We start from the raw sequence: 25,741 nt of genomic DNA on the forward strand, positions 1-25,741 counted from the left end.
TTTGTGCAATCCAGCTGCTGTCGAAAGCGTTTTTCAGTTTGCCACCGTTCGTTTTGCGGGGCATTGAAGCACGTCGCTGCACGAAATAATGAAAGATTTGTGTAATGAAATCGATGGCCAGTTTATGACAGCAGTGTGTTAGTCGACACACTTTCGGAATCCCAGGATGCGCCGTAAGAAGGCACGAGAAACTCCTGCATCTCGCAGCCGCATTGGGCCGCGCGCACGGTTTCCATGACCTTACATCGATGTAAAAAAAATCTCGCCGGCAGATGAACAATTTGTATGAAGAAATAAATAATGCCGCCGATAACCAGCTATGTACCGTGCGGCTTCCGGTGTTGGCGTGGCTGTGCACCGGTGCCAGACGTCACACGCGCGAGGCGTTTGCGCTTGTTCGTTTGATCGAAACACGCTTGCCGGACTTTTCGGGGTTGATACCGCGTCAATCTGTGCACGAACCCGCTTATGCATTCTGGTTCTTTCATCCTCACCAAAGTGAACTATGAATATCGGCAACATGAAACTCGGCACCAAACTGATCAGCGCTTTCATCCTGGTTTCGGCCATCAGCGCTGCCGTCAGCGGAATCGGTCTGCACAATATGGCGCAAATCAGCGCCAATGCAGACAAGACATATCGACAGGATCTTGTTGGGCTGAATCTGATCCAGCAGGCTAACGCGGACGTACTCCGAGTCGGAACCTATCTGCGCAATGCGGTTCTGGCCACAACGGCCGAGCAGCGGGCAGGCTCGCTCGACCAGGCTGACAAGGCACTGGCCCAGGCGCGCGATCACCTCAACCAGGCAGAGCCTCTCGTCTATACCGACAAAGGGAAGGCGACCTTCGCCGAACTCGATCAGGGCTGGCAGGACTACATGCAGGCCTTCAACGAAATGAAAGGCAAGATCAATTCTGCCGCGTTGCAGGATCGCGATGGCCTGACTGAATACATGCTGGGTGAGTACCACCGGAAGGGTTTCAGGACGCTGGTCCTGATGGGCAATCTGGTTGCCCTGAAGCAGGGCGACGCGCAAAAGACGGCGGAGTCCAACGACGCCGTGTACGGCGAAGGCCGCAATCTGATGCTTGTCCTCGTGGCGATGTCCGTCTCGATCGGCCTCGGCATCGGCATCTGGATGATGCGCAGCGTCACCCGGCAACTGGGTACGGAGCCTGCGACCGCTGCCGCCGTGGCCAGAAGCGTGGCCGCGGGTGACCTGAACGTGAGCTTCGACCTGCGCGCCGGTGACACAAACAGCCTCATGGCATCGCTGAAGTCCATGTGCGAGGCACTGATGCGGGTCGTATCGGACGTGCGCGAAAACGCTGAAGGTGTCGCGACTGCGAGCGCGCAGATCGCACAAGGCAACCTCGATCTGTCGAGCCGCACTGAAGAGCAGGCCGCGTCGCTCGAAGAAACCGCGTCGAGCATGGAGCAACTGACCGCAGCGGTCCGCCACAACACGGACAATGCCACGCAGGCTGCCACGCTCGCGGGTACTGCCTCGGGCGTGGCGCAGCGTGGCGGCGAAATCGTCGGTCGCGTCGTCGAGACGATGCGCGACATCTCCACGAGTTCGACCCGCATGTCCGAGATTATCGGCGTCATCGAGGGCATCGCCTTTCAGACCAACATCCTCGCACTGAATGCCGCAGTCGAGGCGGCTCGCGCAGGAGAACAGGGGCGCGGCTTCGCCGTCGTTGCGGGTGAGGTTCGCACGCTCGCGCAGCGCAGTGCGACTGCCGCGAAGGAGATCAAGGAGTTGATCTCCGACTCCGTCAACAGGGTGGAGACGGGCTCGAGGCTCGTCGAAGAAGCAGGCGGCGCCATCAAGGAAGTCGTGCAATCGGTGAAGCGCGTGACGGACGTCGTGGGCGAAATCTCGTCGGCATCGAGCGAGCAGACCACCGGTATCGAGCAGGTGAATCAGGCGGTCAACCAGATGGACCAGGTCACGCAGCAGAACGCCGCGCTCGTGGAAGAGGCGTCCGCAGCCGCGCAGACGATGGCACAGCAGGCGGAAAGCCTGCGTAAAGCCGTGGCGTTCTTCAGGTTCCATGGCAACGAAGCGACTTCATCGCCGGCGGCGAGGCTGGAGAAGGCCTCGCAAACCGTCGCCCGGAACCGCCGCACGTCCTCTCCTGTAACAACGACAACGGCCGCGGTGATGGCAGAGCGGTCCGGGGGCGGGAGCAAGGTTCTGGCTGCCACCGCTACCGGCACATCGGAATGGCAGACGTTCTGAACCGGACTGCGAGGTTTGGACGGCGATTCAGGACAGAGCGCAGGCAGGTCGAGGTCGAGTGGACGCAGATCCACGATGACGCTCGTCGTATGAGCATTGACGGCCAGCGGAAACAGTTTTAGCCGCGCGGACAGCGCGTGCGACTGACACCTCAGCCGGCGACGAGGAACTCCTGGATGGAGACACGCGGGCCCGTGACGAGCGGGCCCGGGGAAGTAGCGCGAGACGCGACTGCAGCAGGAAGTGCAGCGTGTCAAAGGCCATCTTGCTGTCTCCAGGCATCGGTTGTCGCCGGCTTCGGTTCGTTTCGAACCCGAAAGGCTGCGCATCATCCCGCGATGGAGAGCGGCAGGATTCGATTGTTGATTTCTGCCCGGATCGTAACCAAAGACCATGAGATCTTCCGCTCCGCTCAACGTTTCGAAGATGGTTGTGAAGTCGCTGGAGTCCGCAGGAATCGACCACGTGTTCCTGGTGCCCGGCAAGCTGATTTACCCGCTACTGGATGCAATTGACGAGGCGCCTTCCATGCGCGGCATCGTTGGCGCTCACGAGACGGGCAGCGCGTTCATGGCCGACGGCTATGCACGCGCCAGCCGCAAATTCGGTGTTTGCGCAGGCATTTCCGGTCCCGGCACCATGAACTTCGTGCCCGGCATGGCGGCCGCTCAGGCAGACCAGATTCCGATGCTCTATATCGCGGGAGGCATCTCGTCGAGTGCGGAGGGCAAAGGGGCCTTCCAGGATGCGACGTCAGGTGGCATCTTTGAAAGTGGCGTGGTCAAAGGCTTGATGACGAACGTCGTCGAACTCAAGAACAAGGAAAATCTTCAAGCGGAACTGCGTCGTGCGACGGACGGGCTGAACTGGATGCGTCGGGCGCGGTCATTCGTCAGTATTCCTGTTGACATTCAAAAGCAGGACGTTGCTCCCGGCCCGCAGATCGCACGGCAACCCTACGCCCAGCACGAATTCAATCTGGGTGAGGCGCCCCCTAACCGTACCGCGCTGGATGCCCTGTGCTGCCTTTATCTGCTCCAGGCGAAGAAAGTCGCGTTTCTGATCGGCAGTCGCGGGAATGACGCGGAAACGGCCAGGGCGCTTCTTGAGGTTGCCGAGAAATTTCACGTTCCGGTTGCGACGACGCTAGCCGGCAAGGGTGCCTTTCCCGAGGGACATCGACTCGCATTGGGCATCTACGGGTTCTCGAGCCATTCGCGCGCCGCGCGTGTGATCAACTCGGACGAGCTTGACGCTCTCGTTGTATTTGGCAGCGATCTGAACCAGCGTGACAGCATGAACTGGAGCAGGAAACTGGCCGAGGGGAAGGATCTGCTTGTCTTCGACGACAGCTTTGATCACCCGTCGATGGGGCACATTGCCCAGCGAAGCATTTTCTCCGGGATCGGGGCGAGCTTCCGGTTGCTCGCCAGGATGAACACGGGCGCCCACGACGGGTTCCAGAAAGTGCTCGAAAGAAGAAGGGCATGGGTCGCCGGGGTCAACCAGGTTCCCCTGTATGACAGCCAGTTCGAGGACTTTGCCGCGCGGGCTTCCAGCGACAATGAATCGCTGTATCCAGGCGCCGTCATAAAGCGCCTGTGCCAACTGTTGCCCGGGGACAGCAACGTCGTGGTGGACTCCGGCGCCCATCGCATATTCATGGCCCACTACTGGCTGTCGTCGGGCATGGGCAACTACTTTTCGTCCAATGCACTCGCGCCGATGGGCTGGGCCATCGCAGCCGGAATCGGTGTCAAGCTTGCGGCCCCCGAACGCCCTTGCGTCGTAGTCACGGGCGACGGATGCATGATGATGCACGGAACGGAGATTCAGACGGCAGCGCGCTACGGCATCAAAGTAATCTACGTCGTCCTGAACAACGCTGCGCACGGTGCAATTCACATCGACGCGATGAGGGGCGGGATGATTTCGGAGCAGTTCACCAGATTGCCCCGTCATAGCTGGACCGCGTTTGCATCGTCGCTCGGCGTGGCGGCACGCGTGGTTAGCGGAATCGACGAGCTGGATGATGTTCTCGGTGAAGCGAGTCGATATGACGGCCCGTTCCTCATTGAAGTCATGACAGGAGTCTTTCCCGCGCCGAACCGGTACTATTCGGAAGCGCAAGCCTGTTCATGAACAACGGGCTTGATGTGTTTCGCGTTGGACCCGGCACGCTCGAAGTTGCTCCTCCGCCTAACAATGGCACTGCCGCCAAACTCGAAATCCTCTCCACCCCTTCACGCCGGGACGCCCCGGTCCGGCCGAACCCGGTTGCAGCCGCAACATGTCTGTTAGCAAATCCCAGTAGGTTTGAAAGGTCGCGGCAATCATTCCTTCATTCTGGATATCTAAAGTCGCACCGTCGTACCCACGTTGTGTCATGCAGAGAACCAGAAGACTAAATCGATTTCTTCATAATATTGGGAGTCTGTACATGCAAACAATTTTCCTGCGGCCCGCGATTGCCCTCACCCTGATCGCCGCCAGCGTGGCTACACAAGCGGCCCATGCAAGCCAGTTCCAGCCCGGCAACCTGGTTGTCAGCCGCGGTGTTTACGACAATCTGTCGAGCAACGTGCAACCCGGCACCGTGCTGCCGCCGAATTGCTCGAGCACGCAAGGCGGCTGCGCGGCAGCAACCGGCGCGACGAACGACGGTACCTTTCCGTATGTGTTCAACAACGCGATCTATGACTCGAGCTTCGGCATCACTGCACGAGCCTTCCTTGACCAGATCACGCCGGACGGCCGACTCGTCAACACGCTCGAGGTACCGAACAGCATGAATCCGGGCCAGGGTGGCGACCAGATGGTGACGAGCTTCTCGTCGAAATCGGAAATGGCGCTGAACCTGTCGACGGACGGCAAGTACCTGACGTTCATGGGTTACGTCGCCCCGGTCAACGCGATCGATGTGTCCAACTCGAACACGCCGGGTGCGATCGATCCGACCAACCCGGTCGGCGAGAACGTCTATCGGGCCGTGGCGCGTGTCGATGAAAACGGCCAGTTCAAGTTCACGGAAACCAACGCGTACAGCGGGAATAATGGTCGTGCCGCGATCCTCAACGACAGCAACGGCCAGAACATCATCTACACGTCCGGCAACGCAGGCAACGGCGGGAACCCGCAGCCCAACGGCATCGTGCTCGGCGCCGGCGCGCAGGTGATGGACGGATCGAGCCAGCACGAAGCGCAGCAAACGCCGGGCACGCCGACGCCCATCGGCAGCTTTTCCGTTACCGAACTCGGTGACAAGGCCGACAAGATCGGCAAGGACGACAACTTCCGCGGCCTGACGATCTACAACAACGTGCTGTACTACACGAAGGGCAGCGGCGGCAACGGCGTCAACACCGTGTACTTCCTCGATACGACGGGTACCGCATGCCCGAACGGCGTGGGCGTGCCGGCGCCGAATGCGAAACTGCCGACCCAACCGCTCACGTATAACGCCGCCACGCTGCAGGCCAATGGCCTGCCGAGCAACATGTGCGTGCTTCGCGGCTTCCCGACGACGTCGAACAAGACGACGAATCCGACGCACTTCCCCTTCGGCCTGTGGTTCGCTGATGCGAATACGCTGTATGTAGCAGACGAAGGCGACGGCTACGCGGGCGGCTCCGATCTGTACACGCATGCCGCCGCACAGCAGCTCGCCGGCTTGCAGAAGTGGGTGTACAACGCGACGACGCAGACCTGGACGCTCGCGTACACGTTGCAGAACGGCTTGGACCTCGGCAAATCGTACACGGTGAACGGCTATCCGACCGGGGCGAACCAGGCAACCAGTCTGCCGTGGGCACCGGCAACCGACGGCCTGCGCAACCTGACGGGCCAGGTCGAGGGTGACGGTACCGTGATGTTGTGGGCGATCACGTCGACAGTCAGCGGAAGCGGCGACCAGGGCGCGGATCCGAACAAGCTGGTGGCGATCCGCGATTTGCTGAAGAACACGACCGCTCCAGGCACTCGGGAACAATTCGTCACGGTGCGTAGCGCAGGATTTGCAGAAGTATTGCGCGGCGTTTCGTTCACGCCGACGCACTGAAGCCTGCATGGGGCGCATGTCGGCCCCGGCTTGAAGGGAGGGCGGCCCGGAAGGTCCGGGTCGCCCTGCAGGCGACATATGTGGGCGACAGAAGAGGGCGACAGCCTTTGTGCCGCCATGAAATCAAACAGCCTCCGCCAGCAGCGATTGCACTGCCGTTTCGGCGTTGGCGATGGCCGTCTTTGCCGCTTCCGGTCCATAAGCAACGCCTTCCACGCGTAGATGCTCGACGTCGGTCAGCCCGATGAAGCCCAGAAGATGCTTCAGGTAGCCAGATTGGTAGTCCAGCGGCGCGTAGGGACCATCCGAGAAAACGCCCCCGGCGGCAGTAAACAAATAGACCTTCTTGCCCGTCAGCAAGCCTGCTACGCCGCTATTGTCGTACTTGAAGGTCACGCCAGGCCAGGTCACGTAATCGAACCATGCTTTGAGTTGCGTGGGCGGTCCGAAATTGATCATGCCCGAGCCGATCACGACGGTGTCGGCGGCGGCCAGCTCGCCAATAAGGGCTTCTGCCACGCCGACTGCCTCTGAATGCGCCGGACTACGTGCATCTGGCGCAAGCGCGCGGCCGACGACGTAGGCTTCATCGATATGGGCCAGCGGATCGGCATAGAGATCGCGAATGCTCAGTGTGCTGCCAGGGCGCTGGTCGCGGAGTCTTTGGGCGAACTCACTGGCGATTCTCGTTGACAGGCTGTCGGCACCGCGAGGGCTCGAAGTGAGCAGCAGGATGTGGCTCATGTTGGCTCCATGGTATATAACAGGAACTAGGTAACTATCTGGTTGTTGATTACCTAACCATACGCAGGATGGTATTGTTCCTGTCCTGGCTCCACAAGAAGGCACATGCATGTCACTGAGTCACACTGATCTCCCCGGGGAGATGCCCGAACCCGACGCCGGTGGCTGTAAGGCCACCCGTGAACTCCTCGATCGGATCGGCGACAAATGGAGCCTCTACATCATCGCCACGCTGGCCAGTGAGCCGCGGCGCTTCAATGAACTGAAACGGAAAATCGACGGCATCTCGCAACGCATGCTGACGCTGACGTTACGCGGGCTTGAACGCGACGGGCTGGTGACCCGCACGATGTATGCGACGATTCCGCCGCGTGTCGATTACGCACTGACCGAAATGGGGCGCACGTTGCTGGAGCCGGTGATGGCGCTGGTCAACTGGGCGAACAACAACGAGTCGGCCATTGCTGAAGCGCATCGACGCTTCGACGAGGAACCCGAGCCGGATCGCTTCTCACCGCAGGGCGTTGTTTACCAGCGACGCTGACTCGACGGCCGGCCTACGCGTATTTGTCGCCTACCGAGTTGCGAATGATCCGGTGGACGCGGATTCATTTCGCTTTGCCAAACGCATCCGCGATCTGCCGCGCGCGCTTGACTTCGTCGCTGTGCAGATAGATCGAGGTCGTCGAAACGGAAGCATGCCGCAGGTTGTCGCGCACCGTGGTGAGTTCGGCGCCGCGCCCGAGCGCGTGTGTGGCGTGCGTGTGGCGCATCCAGTGCGGACTCGCGCGGCGCAGCTTTTCCGCAAGCGGCGCATGATCGGCCTCGATGGCTTTGGCGGCCAGCAGGAAGAAGCGCCGCAGCACCCCCCACAAACGCACGCTGCTGATCGCGGCGTCGCTGTCGGCCTCGAGACTGCCGATGACCGGCGTCGCCGGATTCCAGCGCACGGACACGACAGGCAGGTCGCGTTCGGCCAGATAGTGCGCGAGCGCCTCCCACGCGAGCGGCGGCAAGGCGACGCGCGCGAGCTTCTTTCCCTTGCCCGTCACGCGCAGCCAATGATCGCCGCGTGCGTCCGTCTCGACGTGCCCGAGCGTGGCGCCGACCAGCTCGCTCGCGCGCAGGCCGGTCGCATAGCCGAAATCGAGCAGGAAACGCAGCCGCTGTGCGGCCGGCGCTGACCAGCCGTACGACCACTCGAGGCCGTCTGCGATCGTGCGCACGAGCGCCCATTCCCCTTCGCTGAATGCGTGCGAGGTGTCGAGCGCCTGCGCGCCGCTCGCGCCGCGCACTTTCACGCCGGAAAACGGATTGGCGAGCACGTAGCGCTGCTCGATGAGCCAACGGAACAGCGCGCCGAGGATCGACAGCGCATGCGCGACCGAGCGCGCCGAGAGGCTGCCGTTGAACGGCCGCCAGTCCGGCGAGGTGCGCGCCCTCACGGGGCCGACCCAACGGCCGCGCGGGGAAGGATGGCGCAGGAACGCGCGGTAGGCAATGGCGTCCTCGGTCGAGAGCGACGAGAGCGCGCGGCCACGCTCGACGATCGCCCAGAGGATCAGGCGTTCGGCTTCCTTCCGGTAGGTACGCTGGGTGGCGGGCGATTCGTGCAGCGCGAGCCAGGTCTGGATCGCTTCATAGTCGTTCGACGCGTCCAGCGTGCAGGTCGCGCGCGGTGCACGGAACGTGCCCTCGGAGCCGTCGACTTCGTGCGGCAGCTTGAGTGACTCCCACGGTGCGATGTCGCCGCGCTGGCTCGCGGCGATGAGCGCGCGCGCCTTTTCCGTGAGTCCCGGCCAGGCCGCAAAGAACGCCTCGATCGCGCGGGCACTCGCCATCCCGAGGCCCGGCACCGCTTTCCACCACTGGCGGCGGCGCGGGATACGCACGGTCAGGTCGGCGAGCGTGGTGACGCCGTGCGCGTACAGCACCCGCACGGCGCGCGGCGTGAACCACTGTGCGATGTCGTCGGCGATCTGGGGTTCGGGAGGGCGGGCGGTGCGCAGGCTGTCGATTGCCTGCGCGACGGCCTTGGCGTGCCGCTCGCGTTCCTCCACCGGGTGCTCGAACAACGCCACCAGATCGTCGCGATGCGCCGCGCGCGCGAGGGCGACGAGCCTGCGCCGGATGCGCCCGAGCACGCCACGCGCCGACTTCCCGTCGCCGAGCGCCGAGGGGAGATAACGCTCGACGGCGGGCCGCACGGCGAGGCCTGCATACCACGCGCGCAGCATGGCGAGTTCGTCGGCGTCGGGGAACCCGGCCGGTTCGGCGGAAGCGGGTGCGGGAAGGGGGGAGTGACGCGTTTTCATGTGACGAAGTTTAGCGTAGAAATAGGTACCTAGTGATAAGAAGGATTAGTGTGTCACGAACGCAGGCGAGAGCCTGCGGTGCTGTACTGAAGATGGGAGCAGGCCTCCCGAAGTCGGCTTTCAGGAGCAGGCTTCAAACCGCCCGGTGCTGCTGCGTTCAAAAGACGCGGTGGTGAGCGACCGTGGAAAAGTCACCCGGTGAGGGTGGCAGGTACGTGTTGAGTAGATGAGCGGAAGCAAACCGTCCGACGACGCATCGTTACTTATTTAAAGCGCTGTCAAAACTGGAGGCGTAATCCTACTCCAGGATCAGTCGGGACGACGCCTGATTACGGACCCGATGGCAGCCGGTGTAAAGGCGGCATGAACTCAATACAGGCTTTGGTATGGAACGTGAGAACCTTGCTTCGAATGCAAAGGGAAATGACAAATGGCAGACACCATGAGGAAGAATACCGATGTCGAAGCGAGGGGCGGAGCCGCTCGTAGTAGTGTTGAAGCCTTTGTAATGAAGGTGGAGCGAAGGGGCGGCGTTATCCTGTTGACGAAGGGCACCAACCTGCAATGCGGGGATGAGTGACATGACATCAACGAAACCGTACAGCATTGCGAAACGGGTCGTGTGGGAAGCGTACCAGTTGGTAAGGGCTAACCGCGGTGCTGCCGGCGTGGACGATGAAACTATCGCCATGTTCGAGCAGAATCTTTCGGGAAATCTGTACAAGCTGTGGAATCGGATGTCGTCGGGGTCGTATTTCCCGCCACCGGTGAAGCAGGTTGAGATTCCGAAGGCCAAGGGCGGCACGAGAAAGCTGGGGATTCCCACCGTATCTGATCGGGTGGCGCAAAGTGTAGTCAAGCTGATGATCGAGCCGACGCTCGACCCGATATTCCATGAAGATTCATATGGCTATCGGCCGGGCAAGTCGGCTAAACAGGCGATTGCCGTGACGCGTACGCGTTGCTGGAAATACGACTGGGTTGTTGAGTTTGACATCAAGGCGGCATTCGACCAGATCGACCATGCGTTGCTGATGAAAGCGGTGCGACGCCATATCAAGGAGAGCTGGATCCTGTTGTACGTCGAGCGGTGGCTGACTGCGCCGTTCGAAACTGCGGATGGGGCGAATTTGCCTCGCACGCGGGGTACACCACAGGGCGGCGTGGTCAGCCCGATCTTGATGAATCTGTTTATGCACTATGCGTTCGATAGCTGGATGCGGCGGACATGGCCGCAATCGCCCTTTGCACGTTACGCCGACGACGCGGTGGTTCATTGCCGCAGTCTGGCGGAAGCGCAATCCGTGATGCAAGCGATTGCAGCACGGCTGGGAGAGTGTGGCCTGACGATGCATCCGGAGAAGTCGAAGATCGTGTATTGCAAGGACAGTAAGCGCACTGGCACTTATCCGAACGTGCAGTTTACGTTCCTCGGTTTTTACGTTTAGACCGAGAGCGGCATTGAACAAACACCAGCGGCAGCGATTTACTAGCTTTCTGCCAGCGGTGAGCAATGATGCCTTAAAGCGGATGAGACAGGTCGTGCGTAGTTGGCGCGTGCATCGACGAACACCGGCGACGCTGGATGAACTTGCGCAGCAATGCAACACGACGATACAAGGGTGGTGGAACTACTATGGGGCGTTCTATCGGACGGCAATGCACAGCCTCTTCGGCTACATCGACCTACGGCTTCTGCGGTGGGCTCGACGAAAGTACAAGGGGTTGCGGCAGCACAAGAGACGTAGTGCGGAATGGCTACGTAAGATGCAGCGCGTCCACCCCCGGTTGTTTGTCCACTGGCGTGTCGTCGGGGTATCGGTTGGATAGCGGGAGCCGAATGAGTCGAGAGATTCACGTTCGGTTCTGCGAGAGGCTCGGGGTGCAACTCCCCGGGTCTACTCACCTCTTTATGGTGGCCATCTACGCCTCGCAATCCTGACTCGCCCTGTGCGCCTGATCTCGCTATCCCGCATTTTCCCGATTTCCGGGAAATAGATTTCTCTTCTGGCTCTGTCTCACAGCGCGCGTCGAATCTAAACTCTGCCAAAAATTGATTTCGGATGCGGCCACGCCACCGACCTCGGACGCATCGCGTCGTATTTTCATTGTCCGCGTAAGGGTTTGGCATCCGGTCCCATCGACGCTGTAAATCACAGAAATTAATTCAGGAAAACTAAGGAGACGAGATGAAAAAAGCATTGTTGGGGATGGTGGCGGCTACGGCAGCGGTATCGGCTAGCGCGCAAAGCAGTGTGACGCTGTACGGGATTGTCGACAATGGACTCGTGTACGAGACCGGCCTGCCGAACGGGAATAAATTCGGTGCGCAGAGCGGGGGGTGGGCACAGTCGCGCTTCGGGCTGAAGGGGGCCGAGGATCTTGGCGGCGGGACGAGGGCGATCTTCCAGCTGGAGTCGCGTCTGAATACGCAAAACGGCAGCTTTGCGAACGGTAGCTTCTTCGAGGGACAGGCGACCGTGGGTATGCAGAACGACACATGGGGGCAGGTGAAGCTCGGCAACATGGGCTCGGCCGAACTGAGCCAGTACTCAGGAGACGTCGACCCGCAGCAGACCAAGAAGTATTCGATCGGCACACTGGTTCGCGGGCGGATTTTCTCTCAGGCTGCCAACGGCGTCGAGTATCTGTCGCCGAAGCTTGCGGGTTTCATTCTTCAAGGCCAGTACGACCTGACCAATTCGCCGAAGTGGAATGAAGGCAACCCCGGTAGCGCGCCGGGCCAACTGGGAACGTCGACGGGCCTGGGCAGTGCGCAGGGCCGTTCGGATGCGATCAAGCTTTCGTACCAGCGAGGTGGGTTGTTCTGGCAGGCAACGTACGACGAAGTCCGCGATCCCAACGGGCAGTTCAGCAACGTGTACCTGACCTCGCGCTCGATACTCACCGGCGCGACGTACGCGTTCGGCCCAGTCGTGGCGTATATCGGCTACCAGCATCTCAGTGCACCCGATGCATCGAACGAAGGCTATTTCGGCACGGCCACGCCGACGGCACTTCCGGCCGGGACGTCATTGCCGACCGCCGTCAACCACGAATGGATTGGTGCAATCTGGAACAGCACGCCAGCGCTGGCGATTTCGGGAGCGGTGTACCACGCAAACGCCAACCATGGGAACGGCAACGCTACGCTGTTCACGCTGGGTGCCAATTACTCGCTGTCGAAACGCACGCTGCTCTATACCGAACTCGGCTACGTGCGCAACAGCTCGACGTCGAACCTGGGACTCAATGGCGGCCTCTATGGCGCCAATACCAACTTCGACCCAGTGAGCAGCGCCGCATCGACCACCAATCCGAACTATGGGAAGAGTCAGTTCGGCGTGATTGCCGGCCTCGCCACCCAGTTCTAGCGGGCGGACTCATCGTCTATCGTCGGAATCGCGCTGCGATGTGGGCAGGGATATTTTCGGGCGTGACAACGACGACCGACGACGACTGCGAGACTGCCGTTGCCGGCAACATTTTGTGGAAGTGCATGATGTGCTGGCAAGCGGAGCGCATGTCTTGCCGGAGTTCGTGATGCAAAATTGCCTGGATCTTGCCTTCGCGCAGCAACTCGACGTTATCCCGGTCGATGTCGTGACCGATAAAGCACTTCGGTGCGATCCCTAGCGCCTCGAGAGCCCGCAGAATGGCACGATTTCCGCCGCCCATCGAGTAGACCGCCACAACGTCGGATTGCCCCTTAAGTGCAGCCTTGACCAGATTTTCCGTTGGCGCGTCGAGGCCGTGGCCACCGCTGGCATCGATCAACGACAGTTTGGGATGATGGATTCGCAGCGCACGGCGAAAGCTGATTTCGCGTTCCTCTTCGCCTCTGAAGCGCTCGTCGCTCATGGTGATCAATACGTTACCGGACCGGGTGCCAAGCCATTGGACGAGAAGGTAGGCGGCGGTGGCGCCGGCGACCCGATTATCGAGGCCAGCGTATGCAATGCGGCCGGAAAGAGGAATATCGGTGAACGTCGTGACGACAGGAATGCCGGATCGTTTGAGGTCGGCAATGGTGTCCGAGATTTCCGGTACATCGCGTGCCTTCAGGAAAACGCCGTGGCTGCCTCGATGAGCAATGGAACGAAGCGCCTCCACGACCTCGGCCGTGGTCATCGTCTCCTGCATAAGAAAGCGCGGACGGAAAATCGCGGGATGCAGCGTCGGTATCTCTGCCTCCAGCGCTTCCTTGATTTCATCGGCGAAACGGTTGGGGGCTTCGACGACCACGTCGACGATCAGTTTTCGTCCGGCGGGGAGCGAATAGAGTTCCTGTTTCTCGAGTTCCTTGATGGCTTGTTCTACACGCTTTTTTGTTTGCTCGCGGACGCTGCCGCGATTGTTGACGACGCGGTCAACGGTGGCGACGCCGACGCCGGCCTGCAGGGCTATTTCCTTGATGAGAAATCGGTGGGTCACGACAGATGTCTCATGAATGATGTTTTTTCGATGCCTTCCGGATATCGCGATGCATCGTCAGCGCACTTTGATAGCGCGGATTGCACTGCGCCGTCGCGGTTAGCGCCACGCGATGGGCAAGGCGTGCGTCGTGGCATCGATCGTCGGCCTGGCCGGAAAATCTCGTTACGAATGAAGCAGATACTGGCCGACCGTTGCATAGGATAGCGCGAAGTGGCCTCCAGAACCGCCGATTTTTTCGCTCGGGTTATCCCTGATTTTGATGGATTTCTGATGGATTTTTGCTGCATCACGGATAGCTTGCTTGCCCTATCCTTTGGTCACGAATGGCGCACGCGAGGCAGCCGTCCGGCAACCGGAGTTCGCGCGCATGAAACCGCGCTGAACACTCGAGCCTCCTGGATGGTGTGGGAAGATGGACCAGTTTAAGGAAGTCCAGCTGTTCGTCGAGGTCGCCGAGACCGGCAGTATCAGTCGGGCGGCGGAGGCGGTCGAGCTGTCGATATCTGCCGCGAGTCGGTATCTCATTTCGCTCGAGGCTCGCCTCGGCGTGCAACTCGTGCGACGGACGACGCGCAACCTCTTCCTCACGGAAGCGGGCGCCGAGTTTCATCGACGCTGCAAATCGATCCTTGCGGACCTTGGCGAAGCCGAACTGGTCGTCAAGGACGCGACGGCTCGCCCGAGCGGCCTGTTGAGGGTGACGGCGTCGCTGTCGTTTTGCATGCTGCATATCGCACCGATGCTGCCGGAATTCACGGCGCGCTATCCGGACATCACGGTCGACGTGGTCGCGGCGAATCGCTACTACGACATTATCGAAAACGGCATCGACGTCGCGATTCGAACCAAGGTTCTCGAACCTGATAGCAACATCACGGTGCGTCGCCTAGCGGCGACACGTCGGGTTCTCGCCGCTGCGCCCGATTACCTTGCAGCGAACGGCTCGCCGCGCTTTCCTGCCGAACTCGGCAAGCACAAGGTGCTGAACTACGGCCTCGCCGACAATCCCCGCGACCTCGCGTTTCAACGCGACGGCGAGTGCGTCTGCGTGAAAGTGAAACCGTTGCTTGAATCCAATGACGGTCAGATATTGAGGGTTGCCGCGCTCGACGGCATGGGCATACTCGTCCAGCCCAAATACATCATCTACGACGACATCAAAGCGGGCCGCCTCGTGCCGGTTCTCGACGACTGGGATCTGCCTCGTCTCACGATGAACATCGCTTTCCAGACGCGTTCGCACATGCCCGTGAAGGTTCGGCTTTTCATTGAGGCGCTTGCAGAGCGCTTCAGGAAGAACGAATTCGAGCGGCTATGGACAGAGTAACCATGGCTCCTCGTCGGCTCGTGCGTAGCAACGCAGTTTCCCGCGAGACGCGAAAGAGATTCCCTTTTCAGCTCTGTTTTGCCGCCAATAGCGAAGATAGACTTCCTTCAAAGCAGTAGAGAAACACTGAAGGAGACATTCCATGCAAGAGGCAACAGCCACCGTTTCGCACTCCCGTTCTGCGTACTTCGACGAGGCACAGTCTGCGGATATCGTGAACGGACGTATGGGGCAGGGCATCGATCCTCGTCTCGAGCAAGTCATGTCCGTGCTGGTCAAGCATCTTCACGCCGCGGTGAAGGAAATCGAACCGACGCACGAAGAATGGCTCGCCGCGGTTCGCTTTCTCACCGAGACCGGCCAGATATGCAATGCGTGGCGGCAGGAGTACATTCTGCTGTCCGATATTCTCGGCGTCTCGATGCTGGTCGATGCCATCAACCATCGCCGCCCGACCGGCGCGACGCCGAATACGATTCTCGGCCCGTTCTATGTGGCGAATGCACCCGAGTACGAGAATGGCGCGAACATCTGCCTCGACGGCAAGGGCGAGCCGCTCGTCGTTGCCGGGCGTGTGACCGATCTTGCCGGCAAGCCGATTGCGGATGCGAAGCTCGAAGTCTGGCAGACGAACGACGACGGCTTCTACGATGTCCAGCAAAAGGGCATCCAGCCCGACTCGAATCTGCGCGGCGTGTTCACTTCGGATCATGACGGCGGCTACTCGTTCAAGTCGGTCAAGCCGCGCCACTATCCGATTCCTTCCGATGGCCCCGTCGGCAAGCTCCTCGGCGCGATGGGACGCCACCCGAACCGGGCAGCCCATCTGCATTTCATCGTGACCGCGCCCGGCTACGAGCCTGTCATCACGCACATCTTCACGCCGGATTGCCCGTATCTCCCTGAAGACGCGGTGTTCGGCGTCAAGAGCGAACTCATCGCCGATTTCAGGAAGGTCGAAGACCGGGAAACCGCACAGAGGGTTGGGCTCGAAGCCCCGTTCTGGTCGGTGACGTGGGACTTCGCTCTCGCACCTGCCACGAAGCCCGCACACGTTATTGCGTAATGCCTGTTCACGACCGCGCGGCACGCATCGAGGCGCGCCGATGAACACCTCAACTACCTGAGTGACTGGACACTGGAAATGAGCACGAAAACCAAAGAGCTGCTGGCCGCCTACTGGACGCTGGCTGGCGATGTCTACCCCGGCGCCCCGACGGAAGTCAGTCCGTATCCGCTGCGCGATCGCGCGGAAGCTGCGTCGCGCGCGGGTTGGCGCGGCATGGGCCTCATCCTCGACGACCTCGAGTACAGCGTCGAGCAGAACGGGATCTCGGGCGTGAGGAAGATTCTCGACGATACAGGCATGAAGTACTTCGAGCTTGAAATCCTGATGGACTGGTATCTCGATGGCGAAGCGCGTGTCAAGTCGGACCATTTCCGTCGCCGTGTCATCGAACTGGGCGCCGAGCTAGGCATGCGTAACCTGAAAGTCGGTGCCAATCCTTTCGACGAAAGCCCGGCCAATTTTCCGCGCATGACGGAAGCGTTCGCGAAGTTGTGCGAAGAGGTGGCGATGGTCGGTGCGACTGTCGCGATCGAGTTCATGCCTTTCTCAGTCATCCGAAATATCGGCGATGCATTGAAGATCGCTGAAGGCGCCGATCAGCCTAATGGCGGGTTGATGGTCGATCACTGGCACGTTGCCCGTTTCGGCAGCCCCTATGGCGAGGTCGCCCAAATTCCAGCGCGCTTCATCAAGGGCGTGGAACTGGACGATGTCGCCGCGCAGATTCAAGGGACGCTGCTGGACGACTCGACCTTCAACCGCAAGCTGTGCGGTGAAGGGGCCGCCGACTGCCGCGCGTTTGTCGAGGCGCTCGAGCAAGCCGGTTGCGACCTGCCGTACTACGGCGTCGAACTGATTTCGGAGCCGTTCCGCAAGCTGCCGCTCGATCAGATGGCAAAGCGCGCTTACGACACCACCATCGCCCAGTTTTCGACCACGGCGGGCGCTTCGGCCTGACGCGACCATCACGCAACCATCGCTCAAACCCGACATCTCTGGAGACAAACATGATTCGTATCGCTGTTCTCGGCGCGGGCCGGATTGGCCGCATTCACGCAGGCAACGCAGCCGCGATTCCGAACGCGAGGCTCGTCGTCGTCGCCGACCCGGTGGCGGCAGCGGCCAACTCGCTCGCTGAACGCCTGGGCTGCGAAGCGTCGACCGACTGCATGGCCGTTCTGCAACGCAGCGATGTCGACGCCGTGGTGATCGGCACGCCGACCGATACCCACATCACGTTTATGCTGGAAGCCGTGGCGCGCGGCAAGGCTGTGCTCTGCGAAAAGCCCATCGATCTCGACATGGAGAAGTCGCTGGCCGCGGCCCGCGAAGTCGAGCGTCTGCGTGGACGTGTGATGCTCGCCTTCAACCGCCGCTTCGATCCGACCTCCCAGGCGTTCCGCAAGGCGATCGACGCCGGCGAGGTGGGCGAAGTCCGCCAGGTCGTCATTTCGAGCCGCGACCCTGGTATGCCCCCACGCGACTACGTCGAGCATTCGGGCGGCATTTTCCGCGACATGGTGATTCACGACCTCGACATGGCCCGCTGGCTGCTCGGCGAGGAGCCGGTGGAAGTGATGGCGCTGGCGAGCCGCCTCGTTGACACGTCGCTCGCCGAACTGGGCGACTTCGACACCGTCATGGTGCAGCTGCGTACGGCGTCCGGCAAGCAATGCCATATCAACTGTTGCCGCGAAGCCGTTTATGGGTACGACCAGCGCATGGAAGTGTCGGGCTCGAGAGGCATGCTCCTGCAGGAAAACCTGCGTCCTTCGACCATCCGCCGCTGGACCAAGGAAGCGACCGACGTGCGCGAGCCGCTGCTCAACTTCTTCCTCGAACGCTACGTCGAGGCTTACAAGGGCGAGTTGCAGGCGTTCGTCGACGCGCTGAACAACGACACGCCGCTGCCGACCTCGGTCGACGACGGCCTCAAGGCACTGCGTCTCGCCGAATGCGCACTCGAGTCCGCGACTTCCGGTAAAGCGGTCAAGGTCTAACGATACAGCTGGAGGAGATCTGTCATGACGCGAAACATTCGCCCTGGAGAAACGGTAGGCGTTGCCTGCCTCGGTATCACGCACCCGCACACGTCGGGGCGCGTCAAGGCGATTCAACGTCGAAGCGATGCGAAGATGCTCGGCGCCTGGGACACCAGCCCGTTGCTGAAGCCGTTCGTCGACGCGCTCGGACTCGAGGCTCGCACAAAAGAGGACATTCTGGCCGACGAGAATGTGCACGTGGTCTTCGTGCACTCGAAAAGCGACAAGATGGCCGATCTTGCCATCGAGGCGCTCGAAGCCGGCAAGGCCGTGCTGTGCGAGAAGCCCGCAGGACGCAGTTCGGAAGACGCGCGGCGTATCGTGCAGGCCGTCGAGCGCACGGGCGGGCTCTTTCAGGTGGGCTACTGCTGGCGCTTTGCGCCATCGGTCGACGTCATGCAGGCAGCCCTGAAAAGCGGGCGCCTCGGCAAGGTCGTCCAGGTGCGCGCGCACGGCGGCTGCTCGCACGATGAAGCCGGCACCGCGCACATGACGCAGCCCGGCGATATCGGCGGCGCCGTGTTCGTGATCGGCTGCCACCTGGTGGACCGCATCCTGCTCCACTTCGGCACGCCCCGTTCGGTCAACGCGCGTATCACGAAGTTCCCGAATTTCCACGGCGACGAGTCGCGCGAAGATGCCGCTGGCGCGGTGCTCAACTACGAAGACAAGATCGTGACCATCGACTTCATGTCGTGGGACGTGCTGCCGTGGACGGAGAGCTGGGACATCACGGCATACGGCACCGAAGGGATCATGTCTTCGCGCTCGCTGCCGGCGAGCTACAAGATCTACGACGCAGGCAAGGGCGCATACCCGGAAGGCTGGACCGAGTGGCAGGAAACGAGCTTCCCCGAAATCTGGGCCACGAAGAAGACCGAGTACTCGCCGGACATTGCGGAAATCGGCAACCCGGTGTACTTCGACCGGGAATCGAACGCTTTCTTCGGGGCGCTGCGCAACGGAACCCCATCGGTCGTTCCCGCTACACAGGCCTACAACATCAGCCGCGTCATCGAGGCCATGTTCGCTTCCTCGAAACAAGCTGGGGCAGAAGTGTTTATCGAGTAAGGCGAGACTGGCCTCGGGCTCGGGGCCAGTCTTCAAGTGAATCGTATTTGCCAATAACTACGTAGTACTAAGTCAGGAGACGGAGATGAGCATCATCAAGCGTGTTGTGGTTGCAGTGACTTTCAGCATCGGGTTCGCTGCGATGTCGACGTCCTCGTACGCCGGGGACAAGGGAGTCATCGGTATCTCGCTGCCTGACAAGACCGAGTCGCGTTGGCTGACCGACGGCAAGAGCATGGTCGACGCACTGAAGGCGAAAGGCTACACGGCCGACTTGCAGTACGCGAACTACGACGTGCCGACGCAGGTCAATCAGGTCGAAAACATGCTGGCGAAAGGCGTGAAAGCGCTGGTGATTGCGCCGATCGACGGCAAGACCTTCTCCGACGCATTGGCCTATGCGCAGAAGAAGCACATCAAGGTCATTTCGTACGATCGCCTGATTAGCCAGACGAAGGACGTCGACTACTACGCCACGTTCGACAACTACGGCGTCGGCGTGCTGCAGGCGCAAAGCATCGTCGATGCGTGGAAAAAGAAGGGCAGCAAGACGCCCTGGAACATCGAGGTCTTCGGCGGCTCGTCGGACGACAACAACGCGCACATGATCTATGCCGGCGGGATGTCGGTGCTCAAGCCGTATATCGACCGCGGCAAGTTCGTGATTCGCAGCAAGCAGGAGGCATTCGAAAAAATCGCGACCCGCAACTGGGACGGTGCGACGGCCCAGTCGCGGATGGACAACCTGCTGAGCGCCTTCTACGGCAAGGACCATCTCGATGCGGTCTGGACCCCCAATGACGCGATCGCGATCGGCGTGATTTCGTCCCTCAAGGGCGTGGGCTACGGCTCCGCACAGGCGCCGATGCCCGTGGTGACCGGCCAGGATGCCGACATCCAGAACGTGAAGGCCATTGTTCGCGGCGACCAGACCACGACCGTGTTCAAGGATACGCGCAAGCTGGCGAGCATTACCGCCGACATAGTCGACGACGCGCTCACCGGCAAGACGGTCCCCGTGAACGACACGAAAAGCTACAACAACGGCGCGAAGGTCGTTCCCACCTATCTGGTGAAGCCGGTGCTCGTCGACAAGGAAAGCGTGCAACCCCTGCTCGTCAACAGCGGTTACTACACGCCGGCGCAGATCAAGTAATGGCGGTGTTGTCGCTCAGCGCGCCGTGACGGTTGGAAGGCGTAACGGCGCGCTGGTGTCGTGCATCGAGCTCGAGAGATATGAGGATACGGAGATGGACACGATTCTGGAGATGAACGGCATCCAGAAGGCGTTCGGCCAGGTGAAGGCCTTGAATAACGTCAATCTGAAGGTCAGAAAAGGCGAAATTCACGCCATCTGCGGTGAGAACGGCGCGGGCAAGTCGACGCTGATGAAGATACTGAGCGGCGTCTATGCGCACGGTTCGTATGCGGGTTCCGTGATGTATGAAGGGGAAGAGCGCGCGTTCTCCGACATCACGGACAGCGAGGAGGTCGGCATCATCATCATCCATCAGGAACTCGCGCTCGTTCCCATGCTGTCCATTACCGAGAACATTTTTCTGGGCAACGAGCAGTCCCGTCGCGGCGTGATCGACTGGCAAGGTTCCCGCGCCCGCGCGAAGGCGCTGCTGGAGAAGGTTGGACTGACCGATTCCCCGGATACCCCAGTTGGCACGCTCGGAATCGGCAAGCAGCAACTCGTGGAAATCGCCAAGGCGTTGTCGAAGGAGGTGCGCCTGCTCATTCTGGACGAGCCCACGGCGAGCCTGAACGAGAAGGACAGCGACACACTGCTCGAGCTATTGCTGGACCTGAAAGCACGTGGCGTCACCTCAATCATCATCTCGCACAAGCTCAACGAAATTTCGCGGGTCGCAGACAGCATTACGGTCATCCGCGACGGGTCGACCGTTGACGAACTCGATTGTCGTGCGGAAACCGTTAGCGAGGACCGCATCATCAAGGCCATGGTCGGCCGCGAGATGTCCGATCGCTATCCGAAGCGAACGCCGGACATCGGCGAGGTGATCTTCGAGGTCAAGGATTGGCGTGTCCGGCATCCCACCCAGCGTGACCGGGAAGTCATCAAGGGTGTCAACCTGAAGGCGCGTGCGGGCGAAATCGTGGGTATCGCCGGGTTGATGGGTTCGGGCCGAACCGAGCTGGCCATGAGCGTGTTCGGACGCGCCTACGGGCAAGACATTGGCGGCTCGGTTCACCTTCATGGGAAGGCGGTCGATGTCTCTTCCGTCAGGAAGGCCATCAACGCGGGCCTGGCCTACGTGACCGAAGACCGCAAGGGCAACGGGCTGCTTCTCGATGACGATATCCAGACCAACATTTCTCTGGCGAATCTCGCGGGCGTGTCGAAATACGGTGTCGTGAACGAGCACGAGGAAGTCACCGTTGCGTCCGACTTCCTGAAGAAGTTGCGAATCCGCGCGCAAGGGGTTTCGCACGTGGTCGGCAACCTGTCCGGCGGCAATCAGCAGAAGGTCGTGTTGAGCAAGTGGCTGTTCTCTGAGCCCGATGTCCTCATTCTCGACGAGCCCACGCGCGGCATCGACGTGGGAGCGAAGTACGAAATCTACAGCATCATCAATCAGGCGGTTGCGGCGGGTAAGTGCGTGGTCATGATTTCTTCGGAGATGCCCGAGCTGCTTGGCATGTGCGACCGCGTCTATGTCATGAACGAAGGCCGCTTCGTCGGCGAGTTCACGTCGGAAGAAGTCTCGCAGGAAAAAATCATGCGGGCAATCATGCGAAATGGAGGCATCTGAAATGCGTAAAGCTCTCTCGCCTGCGGCTCCTCAGGAGGCCGAGGTCAAGAAAAGTGAAATCATCGACGTGATCAAGCGCGGCGCCAGCGAATACGGGCTGCTTTTCTCGCTGATCGTCATCATGATTTTCTTCCAGTTTGCGACGGGCGGCGTGCTCATGGAGCCGCTGAACCTGACGAATCTCGTGCTGCAAAACAGCTACATCGTCATCATGGCGCTCGGCATGCTGATGGTGATCGTGGCGGGCCATATCGACCTGTCGGTCGGCTCGACGGCCGGACTGGTCGGCGCCCTCGCAGCCGTGTTGATGGTTCAGTTCAACGTCAACTACGTTGTGGCCACCATCGTCTGTATCGCGACTGGCGCGCTGATTGGCGCCGTGCAGGGTTACTGGATTGCATTCTGGCGCATGCCGTCGTTCATCGTGACGCTGGCCGGGATGCTGGTGTTTCGCGGCTTGACCAATCTGGTGCTTCAGGGCCAGTCGATCGGTCCGTTCCCGGAAAGCTTCGCAGCGGTCAGCTCGGGTTTCATTCCTGACATTTTCCGCGGGCAGGACCTTCATATTACGTCGATTGTGCTTGGCGTTCTGGTCGGCGCCGCTTTCTTCGCGATCGAGCTTCGTCATCGCGCGAGTGCGGCGAAGCACGGGGTGGAAAAGGGTTCGTTCCCGATGTTCGTGGCAAAGAACGTCGTGCTGACCGCCCTGATCGTCTATTTTTGCTACCTGCTCGCGTCCTACCGCGGGTTGCCGACCGTGCTCGTCATCATGGGCGTGCTGATCGGGTTGTACACGTTCGTCATGAACCGTACGACCATCGGGCGCCGTGTGTACGCGGTCGGTGGCAATGCGAAAGCCGCTCGGCTCTCCGGCGTTAGCGTGCCGGCTGTCAGCTTTCTCACGTTCGTCAACATGGGTGTGCTTGCCGCGCTCGCGGGCATCATTTTCGCAGCGCGTCTGAATAGCGGCACGCCGAAGGCCGGCACCGGTTTCGAACTGGACGTGATCGCTGCGTGCTTTATCGGCGGTGCATCCGCTTCCGGCGGTGTCGGCAAGGTAGTCGGAGCCGTTGTGGGTGCATTCATCATGGGCGTGATGAACAACGGCATGTCGATCATGGGTATCGGCGTCGACTATCAGCAGGTGATCAAGGGTGTCGTGCTGCTCGCGGCCGTATTCGTGGACGTGTACAACAAAAACAAGGCGTAACGACTCTATACGGCGAACCGCTGTTCGAGGTGCGAAATCGTGGCTCGAACAGCGGTTCAGTTCGTAAGCAGTATTAACGGAAATAAATATGATCAAGCATATCGTGATGTGGAACGTTCGCGGCGAGACGCACGAGGAAAAGAAAGCGACGGCGAATTTCGTCAAGCGCGCATTCGAGAGCCTGAGCGGGAAGATCCCGGGGCTCACGAAGCTCGAGGTCGGGCTGGATGTCAGCGCCGTTGACTATGCCTGCGACGTTGTCCTGTATACGGAGTTCGACTGCCAGGCGTCGCTCGAAGCCTATGCGTCGCATCCTGAACATTTGCGCGTGAAGCAGGTCCTGGGTGATGTTCGTGTCGCTCGCTACCAGGTCGACTACATTTAAGCGGGCTTGCCGTCCGACGACAAGGGAAGCAGATCTCATGTATGAGTTCACCTACACAACGCAGGCGTCGAGAGTGGTATTTGGTGCTGGAAGCATGAAACTGATCCAGCAGGAAGTCGAGACGTTGGGCGCCCGCCGCGCATTGATTCTTTGTACCCCCGAGCAGAAAGCGCAAGCCGAGGTGGTTTCATCTCTCCTCGGTCCGTCTAGCGCGGGCGTTTTCGACGGCGCCCAAATGCACGTTCCCATCGAGAACGCTCGCCGAGCGCGGGAACACGCGAAGACCGTGGAAGCAGACTGCGCGGTCGCGATCGGCGGTGGTTCGACGATCGGCCTCGGCAAGGCGATCGCGCTCGAATCGTCATTGCCGATCATCGCGATACCGACGACCTACGCGGGCTCGGAGATGACGCCGATATACGGCATCACCGAGAACGGTCTGAAGCGAACCGGGCGCGACGCCAGGGTGTTGCCGAAGACCGTGTTGTACGACCCGGAGTTGACGATTGGGCTCCCCGTTCAACTCTCGATTGTGAGCGGATTGAATGCGATCGCTCACGCCGCCGAAGGACTCTACGCAAAAGACGGAAATCCCGTCATGTCATTGATGGCCGAGGAGGGCATTCGTTCGCTCGCGGATGGCCTTCGTGCAGTGAGGAAGAGCAGCAAGGATGTATCGGCGCGCGGTGACTGCCTGTATGGCGCATGGTTCTGTGGCATGGTGCTCGGCAACGTGGGTATGGCCCTCCATCACAAACTGTGTCATACCCTGGGGGGAACATTCAACCTGCCTCATGCGGAAACGCATGCGATAGTCTTGCCCCACGCGCTCGCGTACAACAGCACGGTTGCCGCAGAGGCCATGAGTCGGATCGCGAGGGCACTGAACGTGAATTCCGCAGCCGACGGTCTCTATGCGCTAAACCGCGAACTCGGGGTGCCGCGAGGCCTTCGCGATATCGGTTTGAAGGAAACCGATCTTGATCATGCCTGCGAGGTGGCATTGTCGAACCCCTACTGGAATCCGCGGCCGATCGAGGGGAAGCCGCTTAGAGCGCTCCTGCAGCGTGCCTGGGAGGGGGCTCGTCCTGCAGCGTAGTGTGGCGTCCATGACGGCGGCGCAGCCAGATATCACGATTTCGCGCGCCGCCTATACTCTGACTGACCATCTTCACATTGCCTTCACGCTGATCTGAGGTTGTTAGCGAACGTCGATCAAGATCCCTCTCCGAGTCAAGGTTCGACCTCCGTCAAAAAGGAGATTCCAATGTCTGCAAACACGGCGATTGAAGTTCCCGACGACCCGGCGGATGGCGGAAGGCGCAAGTGGATCAAGGCTGGCATAAGCGTGGCGACGCTCGTTGCCGGCACGCCGTTCACGGCGGGCGATATCCAGGCGGCGGCATTGTCCGAATCGCAGCGCAATGCGCTGACTCCCGATCAGATCATCGAAATGATGAAAGCCGGCAACGAACGGTTTCGCACCGGCAAGATGAAAAAGCAGGACTTTCTCGCGCAGAAGAGAGCGAGCGCCAGCGGCCAGTATCCAGCAGCAATCGTCCTCAGTTGCATCGACTCGCGCGCGCCGGCCGAGATCATTCTGGATATGGGAATCGGCGACACCTTCAATGCAAGGATCGCGGGAAACGTCGCAAACCAGGACATACTCGGCAGTATGGAGTTTGCGTGTGCCGTTGCGGGTGCGAAAGTGATTCTGGTGATGGGCCACACCGCATGCGGGGCGATAAAAGGGGCGATCGACAACGTTCAACTGGGGAATTTGACGGGTTTGCTTCAGAAGATCCAGCCGGCGATCACCGCCACGCAATATTCCGGAGAGCGATCCAGCAAAAACGATGAATTTGTCGATGCCGTCGCGCGATCGAATGTTCAGGGTGCGATAGCCGCTATCCGCAGTGGGAGTCCGATTCTGTCCGATCTGGAAACGAAAGGGAACGTGAAGATGGTGGGCTCGATGTATGACATTCGAAACGGCAAGCTAACGTTCCTGTGAGAATTCGAAGCCCATTCGCAAGCAAAGCGCGGCTATTGT

General features: G+C 60.5%; 21 protein-coding genes. 18 read left to right on the top strand and 3 right to left on the bottom strand.

Annotated features, from left to right (window positions below; genetic code table 11):
• Positions 1 to 505: 505 nt before the first annotated feature.
• The 3 genes from AB4Y35_RS05530 to AB4Y35_RS05540 all read left to right on the top strand — a co-directional run bounded on the left by AB4Y35_RS05530 (position 506) and on the right by AB4Y35_RS05540 (position 6,308).
• On the top strand, positions 506 to 2,251 hold the full coding sequence (locus tag AB4Y35_RS05530) for a methyl-accepting chemotaxis protein (protein WP_368703639.1): 1,746 nt from the start codon (positions 506 to 508) through the stop codon (positions 2,249 to 2,251).
• A 393-nt stretch (positions 2,252 to 2,644) separates the two neighbouring features.
• Entirely contained in the window at positions 2,645 to 4,393 is a 1,749-nt protein-coding gene (locus AB4Y35_RS05535) for a thiamine pyrophosphate-binding protein (protein ID WP_368703640.1), read from the top strand.
• Positions 4,394 to 4,691: 298 nt separating this feature from the next.
• Positions 4,692 to 6,308: a hypothetical protein gene (locus AB4Y35_RS05540; RefSeq protein ID WP_368703641.1), complete on the top strand. Its 1,617-nt coding sequence runs from the start codon at positions 4,692 to 4,694 to the stop codon at positions 6,306 to 6,308.
• Positions 6,309 to 6,431: 123 nt separating this feature from the next.
• Here AB4Y35_RS05540 and AB4Y35_RS05545 read toward each other — a convergent pair whose 3' ends face one another.
• The gene (locus AB4Y35_RS05545) at positions 6,432 to 7,052 is read right to left on the bottom strand and encodes an FMN-dependent NADH-azoreductase (protein WP_368703642.1); all 621 of its coding nucleotides are present in this window, start codon (positions 7,050 to 7,052) and stop codon (positions 6,432 to 6,434) included.
• 109 nt (positions 7,053 to 7,161) lie between these two features.
• Here AB4Y35_RS05545 and AB4Y35_RS05550 point away from each other — a divergent pair, with 109 nt between their 5' ends.
• Complete coding sequence (locus tag AB4Y35_RS05550; protein WP_368703643.1) at positions 7,162 to 7,596, top strand: winged helix-turn-helix transcriptional regulator; 435 nt, start codon at positions 7,162 to 7,164, stop codon at positions 7,594 to 7,596.
• 64 nt (positions 7,597 to 7,660) lie between these two features.
• Here AB4Y35_RS05550 and AB4Y35_RS05555 read toward each other — a convergent pair whose 3' ends face one another.
• A complete protein-coding gene (locus AB4Y35_RS05555) occupies positions 7,661 to 9,367 on the bottom strand; it encodes a phage integrase family protein (RefSeq protein WP_368703644.1) in 1,707 nt (568 codons plus the stop codon).
• A 581-nt stretch (positions 9,368 to 9,948) separates the two neighbouring features.
• Here AB4Y35_RS05555 and ltrA point away from each other — a divergent pair.
• The 3 genes from ltrA to AB4Y35_RS05570 all read left to right on the top strand — a co-directional run bounded on the left by ltrA (position 9,949) and on the right by AB4Y35_RS05570 (position 12,741).
• Entirely contained in the window at positions 9,949 to 10,815 is an 867-nt protein-coding gene (ltrA, locus tag AB4Y35_RS05560) for a group II intron reverse transcriptase/maturase (protein ID WP_368703645.1), read from the top strand.
• An 82-nt stretch (positions 10,816 to 10,897) separates the two neighbouring features.
• Positions 10,898 to 11,197 (top strand): group II intron maturase-specific domain-containing protein, encoded by a 300-nt coding sequence (locus tag AB4Y35_RS05565; RefSeq protein ID WP_368703862.1) that lies wholly within the window; start codon positions 10,898 to 10,900, stop codon positions 11,195 to 11,197.
• 359 nt (positions 11,198 to 11,556) lie between these two features.
• Positions 11,557 to 12,741 (top strand): porin, encoded by a 1,185-nt coding sequence (locus tag AB4Y35_RS05570; protein ID WP_368686909.1) that lies wholly within the window; start codon positions 11,557 to 11,559, stop codon positions 12,739 to 12,741.
• A gap of 16 nt (positions 12,742 to 12,757) precedes the next feature.
• Here AB4Y35_RS05570 and AB4Y35_RS05575 read toward each other — a convergent pair whose 3' ends face one another.
• Entirely contained in the window at positions 12,758 to 13,801 is a 1,044-nt protein-coding gene (locus AB4Y35_RS05575) for a LacI family DNA-binding transcriptional regulator (RefSeq protein WP_368696330.1), read from the bottom strand.
• Positions 13,802 to 14,216: 415 nt separating this feature from the next.
• Between AB4Y35_RS05575 and AB4Y35_RS05580 the strand changes: the two genes are divergently transcribed.
• From AB4Y35_RS05580 to AB4Y35_RS05630, 11 genes are all read left to right on the top strand, one after another.
• Complete coding sequence (locus tag AB4Y35_RS05580; RefSeq protein WP_368703646.1) at positions 14,217 to 15,131, top strand: LysR family transcriptional regulator; 915 nt, start codon at positions 14,217 to 14,219, stop codon at positions 15,129 to 15,131.
• A 142-nt stretch (positions 15,132 to 15,273) separates the two neighbouring features.
• Entirely contained in the window at positions 15,274 to 16,197 is a 924-nt protein-coding gene (locus AB4Y35_RS05585) for an intradiol ring-cleavage dioxygenase (protein WP_368703647.1), read from the top strand.
• A gap of 78 nt (positions 16,198 to 16,275) precedes the next feature.
• On the top strand, positions 16,276 to 17,157 hold the full coding sequence (locus AB4Y35_RS05590) for a sugar phosphate isomerase/epimerase family protein (RefSeq protein WP_368703648.1): 882 nt from the start codon (positions 16,276 to 16,278) through the stop codon (positions 17,155 to 17,157).
• Between the two features lie 50 nt (positions 17,158 to 17,207).
• Positions 17,208 to 18,200, top strand: coding sequence for an inositol 2-dehydrogenase (gene iolG / locus AB4Y35_RS05595; protein WP_368703649.1), 993 nt, complete (start codon positions 17,208 to 17,210; stop codon positions 18,198 to 18,200).
• Between the two features lie 24 nt (positions 18,201 to 18,224).
• A complete protein-coding gene (locus tag AB4Y35_RS05600; protein WP_368703650.1) occupies positions 18,225 to 19,313 on the top strand; it encodes a Gfo/Idh/MocA family protein in 1,089 nt (362 codons plus the stop codon).
• Between the two features lie 85 nt (positions 19,314 to 19,398).
• Positions 19,399 to 20,469, top strand: coding sequence for a multiple monosaccharide ABC transporter substrate-binding protein (chvE, locus tag AB4Y35_RS05605; protein ID WP_368703651.1), 1,071 nt, complete (start codon positions 19,399 to 19,401; stop codon positions 20,467 to 20,469).
• A gap of 94 nt (positions 20,470 to 20,563) precedes the next feature.
• Positions 20,564 to 22,093, top strand: a complete 1,530-nt coding sequence (mmsA, locus tag AB4Y35_RS05610) for a multiple monosaccharide ABC transporter ATP-binding protein (protein ID WP_368703652.1) — start codon at positions 20,564 to 20,566, stop codon at positions 22,091 to 22,093.
• Between the two features lies 1 nt (position 22,094).
• On the top strand, positions 22,095 to 23,303 hold the full coding sequence (mmsB, locus tag AB4Y35_RS05615) for a multiple monosaccharide ABC transporter permease (protein ID WP_368703653.1): 1,209 nt from the start codon (positions 22,095 to 22,097) through the stop codon (positions 23,301 to 23,303).
• 88 nt (positions 23,304 to 23,391) lie between these two features.
• The gene (locus AB4Y35_RS05620) at positions 23,392 to 23,688 is read left to right on the top strand and encodes a Dabb family protein (RefSeq protein ID WP_368686899.1); all 297 of its coding nucleotides are present in this window, start codon (positions 23,392 to 23,394) and stop codon (positions 23,686 to 23,688) included.
• A gap of 37 nt (positions 23,689 to 23,725) precedes the next feature.
• Positions 23,726 to 24,787 (top strand): maleylacetate reductase, encoded by a 1,062-nt coding sequence (locus AB4Y35_RS05625; protein WP_368696337.1) that lies wholly within the window; start codon positions 23,726 to 23,728, stop codon positions 24,785 to 24,787.
• Between the two features lie 168 nt (positions 24,788 to 24,955).
• A complete protein-coding gene (locus tag AB4Y35_RS05630) occupies positions 24,956 to 25,702 on the top strand; it encodes a carbonic anhydrase family protein (protein WP_368703654.1) in 747 nt (248 codons plus the stop codon).
• Positions 25,703 to 25,741 lie beyond the last annotated feature (39 nt).

The organism is Paraburkholderia sp. EG286A, assembly GCF_040965375.1.
Classification (GTDB): Bacteria; Pseudomonadota; Gammaproteobacteria; order Burkholderiales; family Burkholderiaceae; genus Paraburkholderia.

Excerpts from the sequence above, each read along its gene's own strand:
- iolG (WP_368703649.1), top strand. The coding sequence starts at position 17,208 with ATGATTCGTATCGCTGTTCTCGGCGCGGGCCGGATTGGCCGCATTCAC.
- chvE (WP_368703651.1), top strand. The coding sequence starts at position 19,399 with ATGAGCATCATCAAGCGTGTTGTGGTTGCAGTGACTTTCAGCATCGGG.
- mmsA (WP_368703652.1), top strand. The coding sequence starts at position 20,564 with ATGGACACGATTCTGGAGATGAACGGCATCCAGAAGGCGTTCGGCCAG.
- ltrA (WP_368703645.1), top strand. The coding sequence starts at position 9,949 with ATGACATCAACGAAACCGTACAGCATTGCGAAACGGGTCGTGTGGGAA.
- AB4Y35_RS05625 (WP_368696337.1), top strand. The coding sequence starts at position 23,726 with ATGTATGAGTTCACCTACACAACGCAGGCGTCGAGAGTGGTATTTGGT.
- AB4Y35_RS05620 (WP_368686899.1), top strand. The coding sequence starts at position 23,392 with ATGATCAAGCATATCGTGATGTGGAACGTTCGCGGCGAGACGCACGAG.
- AB4Y35_RS05630 (WP_368703654.1), top strand. The coding sequence starts at position 24,956 with ATGTCTGCAAACACGGCGATTGAAGTTCCCGACGACCCGGCGGATGGC.
- mmsB (WP_368703653.1), top strand. The coding sequence starts at position 22,095 with ATGCGTAAAGCTCTCTCGCCTGCGGCTCCTCAGGAGGCCGAGGTCAAG.
- AB4Y35_RS05550 (WP_368703643.1), top strand. The coding sequence starts at position 7,162 with ATGTCACTGAGTCACACTGATCTCCCCGGGGAGATGCCCGAACCCGAC.
- AB4Y35_RS05565 (WP_368703862.1), top strand. The coding sequence starts at position 10,898 with ATGAGACAGGTCGTGCGTAGTTGGCGCGTGCATCGACGAACACCGGCG.
- AB4Y35_RS05555 (WP_368703644.1), bottom strand. The coding sequence starts at position 9,367 with ATGAAAACGCGTCACTCCCCCCTTCCCGCACCCGCTTCCGCCGAACCG.
- AB4Y35_RS05545 (WP_368703642.1), bottom strand. The coding sequence starts at position 7,052 with ATGAGCCACATCCTGCTGCTCACTTCGAGCCCTCGCGGTGCCGACAGC.
- AB4Y35_RS05540 (WP_368703641.1), top strand. The coding sequence starts at position 4,692 with ATGCAAACAATTTTCCTGCGGCCCGCGATTGCCCTCACCCTGATCGCC.
- AB4Y35_RS05585 (WP_368703647.1), top strand. The coding sequence starts at position 15,274 with ATGCAAGAGGCAACAGCCACCGTTTCGCACTCCCGTTCTGCGTACTTC.
- AB4Y35_RS05535 (WP_368703640.1), top strand. The coding sequence starts at position 2,645 with ATGAGATCTTCCGCTCCGCTCAACGTTTCGAAGATGGTTGTGAAGTCG.
- AB4Y35_RS05600 (WP_368703650.1), top strand. The coding sequence starts at position 18,225 with ATGACGCGAAACATTCGCCCTGGAGAAACGGTAGGCGTTGCCTGCCTC.
- AB4Y35_RS05570 (WP_368686909.1), top strand. The coding sequence starts at position 11,557 with ATGAAAAAAGCATTGTTGGGGATGGTGGCGGCTACGGCAGCGGTATCG.
- AB4Y35_RS05530 (WP_368703639.1), top strand. The coding sequence starts at position 506 with ATGAATATCGGCAACATGAAACTCGGCACCAAACTGATCAGCGCTTTC.
- AB4Y35_RS05590 (WP_368703648.1), top strand. The coding sequence starts at position 16,276 with ATGAGCACGAAAACCAAAGAGCTGCTGGCCGCCTACTGGACGCTGGCT.
- AB4Y35_RS05580 (WP_368703646.1), top strand. The coding sequence starts at position 14,217 with ATGGACCAGTTTAAGGAAGTCCAGCTGTTCGTCGAGGTCGCCGAGACC.